Origin of the sequence: Streptomyces sp. NPDC058812, from assembly GCF_042744565.1 — a bacterium.
Classification (GTDB): Bacteria; Actinomycetota; Actinomycetes; order Streptomycetales; family Streptomycetaceae; genus Streptomyces; species Streptomyces thinghirensis.
This window is the reverse complement of the sequence record NZ_JBHYOB010000062.1, coordinates 1-2,563: the sequence shown is the minus strand read 5'-3', so window position 1 is coordinate 2,563 and position 2,563 is coordinate 1. Positions and strand designations below refer to the sequence as shown.

The window sequence follows — 2,563 nt, the reverse complement described above, 5'->3', positions numbered from 1 at the left end:
ATCGAGTCACGAACAACACCAGGAGCCAAAGACATGTTTATAAATCCAGTATTTTTGTATAAAATAATAATACTAACTAGACGTCAGGACGTCAATTTAGTTTAAAAGTGACGTCAAAAGAGCATGCATTAACTCCGCATTTACCATAACAGTGCTTTCCGGCACCGCCTCAGGGCGGGTTCGGCGCGAAAGCGGCGTCAGCCCGGTAAAACCGGCAGTAAACTCCCCACTAAATCGCGCATTCCGCGTCAGATAAATTTCACCCGACTGCATAGCCATGCAACCGGGTGAATGGCACCGGCTTTCGGCGGGGATCTGCGCCGCCCCCCCCGTTTTATCCGGTTTGTTACAGCGACGGACCGTCATACGTCCGCTGGCGCTGCGATCGTTCCAGCTCCAGCGCTTTCTGGTGCTGCGCCGCCCGCTGCTGCTCCCGGTGCGCCTCGATTCCGTTCAGCCTTGCGACAACCGGCGCAGCTGATCGCTCAAACTCTGCACCTGCCTGCTCAAGACCGTGACGCGCTCGCTCAGCGCCGCGTTCTCCCGTTGCATAAGACCAGACATCGTCCGCCATTCCGCGAAGGCGTTCTCCCACTCGTCCAGCCTTTTCGAGTAGTCCTGCTGTAGCTGCTCTAATGCGCTCAGCAACTGTTTTTCCAGCTCCGTCATGTGCTATTTCCCCGCCAGTATCATCCAGCTCGAATCCTCTCCGAACCGTCCCGCTTCCGGGTTCACCCTCACGCAGCGGCGTCTCTGATCGCCGCAGGTCGAGAGCTGCACGCCGCTGTTCCGATCGGACAGCATAGCCTGCGTGCTCTTCTGCTCCCGGATGGTCGTGTAATTGTCGAGTATCTGCTGACTCTGCCACCACAGAATGGCCGCGCTCGAAGCGATCAGCAGCGCGGACACCAGGACGATGGTCAGCCACGTCTGGCTGACCATGCGCAGCATCCCTTTCGTGCGCTGGCTCATGGCTGAGGACAGCTTCCGGTCGTGCTCGAGGATGGCGGCGCTGATTCTCTTCTCGCTTTCGCTCAGTTCCGCTCTGACAGACTTCTCGTGCTCGCTGAATGCGGCTTTCAGCATCTCGCCGGTACTCTGCTGCTGCGCTTTCGATTTCTGCTCTAAGTCCTTCGCCAGCGTTAAAAGACTGTTCATAGATGGCTCCCTTCAGTCGGATGTTTCGCCCCCCGTCCGGGTCGGCAATGCTGATGCTGCTTTTTGTAGTGCGCACCACCTCAAAACCAGCGCTTTCCAGCGCCTCAGTGACGTCCTGACGGGTTTTCAGCTCCCCGGACGAGGCTAAGGCCAGTAAACCCCGCGTAATCGCCTGGGCGGCTTCCTGCTTCGTTTCCGGCAGCGCGGACGGCGTGACCAGCGCCCGCCGGTTTTCCGGCGCGTTTGGATCGTGCAGCCCCAGCCTGCCGTTCACAATGGTCTGCCAGGCATCGATGCGCGGTCGGTCGGCGCGGTCGTAATACGGCTGGAGACGCCTGCCGGTCAGCAGCTCCGTGTTCGGGATCAGGAAGTTCAGCTCCAGCCTCCCTTTGTCCCGGTGCTCAACCCACAGCACGCTGTACTGGTCTTTATCGAGTCCGGGCATCAGAACCCGCTCGAAGCTCGCCATCAGCTTTTCACGCTGGCCGGGCGGTAAGTCCTGTTCGGCAAAAGACAGGACGCCGGATGTGTATTTTTTGGCGTAGGGCGAGGCGTCGATAAGCTCCCGGACTTCCTCCGGCTTCCCCTGCAGAACGCTGGCACCTTCGCGCTGGCGGTCTTTGCCCAGCAGGTAATCCACAGGCCCGGCGCCACCGCCGCGCCCCCGGGGGTGAAACTTAACGATCATCGTCTGCCCCCTTTTCCAGCACGGCGTGCCGCAGCCGCTCGAGTCCGGCATCGATGGCCATCAGCGCGGCGACAACCTGCACGCGGTCGTGCCCGCTGCCGCCACCGCCGTTAACCTGCCGGGCAATCTGGTTAAGGTTGTTCCCCATGCCGGCAAGCTGACGAAGCAGCGCCGGCGAGAGCGAGGGAAGTTTGCCGGTTCGGGCGGGCTTCTCGTCCAGGCACGTCTGCCGCATCCAGGCCGCGAGCTGTTTACCGTCGCAGCGCTCCAGCAGACGGCGGTGCTCATCTTCGGTCACCCACATGGTGAGCATTTTGCTGCGTTTGTCTGCCAATCCGGCCTCCTGATAACGCCGGGACGGGCGGGAAATCTTTTCCCGTTCGGCGCGGTGTTGGACAAGCCGCAGGCGCGTCAGTGGTTTTAGCGGGTTTCGGGGCGCAGCCCTGAACCAGTCACGTAGCGCTAGCGGAGTGTATACTGGCTTAATATGTTAGTTCGGAGTGGTGACTCAGGGAAGTGCTTCATGTGGCAGGGGAAAAAATGCGGCTGCGGGGCGTAAGTGCGAAATGCAGGTGTCGATGAAATGACGCCTCCTCGCTCACTCGGTCGCTACGCTCCTGCCGTGAGACTGCGGCGGGCGTTACATGCTCACGAATGACGAAATAAAGAGATGGCGCTCAAGTAAAGAAAAGCCGGGGAAAGGATGCGGCGTTGCCG

Annotated in this window: 3 protein-coding genes and 1 pseudogene; all 4 read right to left on the bottom strand. The window is 60.1% G+C overall.

Translation table 11 applies throughout. From position 1 onward, the window contains the following. Positions 1-453 precede the first annotated feature (453 nt). A complete protein-coding gene (locus tag ACFW48_RS38565; protein ID WP_079967714.1) occupies positions 454-669 on the bottom strand; it encodes an MbeD family mobilization/exclusion protein in 216 nt (71 codons plus the stop codon). Between the two features lie 3 nt (positions 670-672). Beyond that, positions 673-1,158, bottom strand: a complete 486-nt coding sequence (locus ACFW48_RS38560; protein ID WP_137502582.1) for an MbeB family mobilization protein — start codon at positions 1,156-1,158, stop codon at positions 673-675. Positions 1,159-1,480: 322 nt separating this feature from the next. Continuing rightward, positions 1,481-1,846 (bottom strand): annotated as a pseudogene (locus ACFW48_RS38555) (relaxase/mobilization nuclease domain-containing protein); the annotation flags it as partial. Further along, positions 1,836-2,159: a MobC family plasmid mobilization relaxosome protein gene (locus ACFW48_RS38550; RefSeq protein ID WP_170989424.1), complete on the bottom strand. Its 324-nt coding sequence runs from the start codon at positions 2,157-2,159 to the stop codon at positions 1,836-1,838. The gene ACFW48_RS38550 and the pseudogene ACFW48_RS38555, both read right to left, overlap by 11 nt. Between the last annotated feature and the right edge of the window lie 404 nt (positions 2,160-2,563).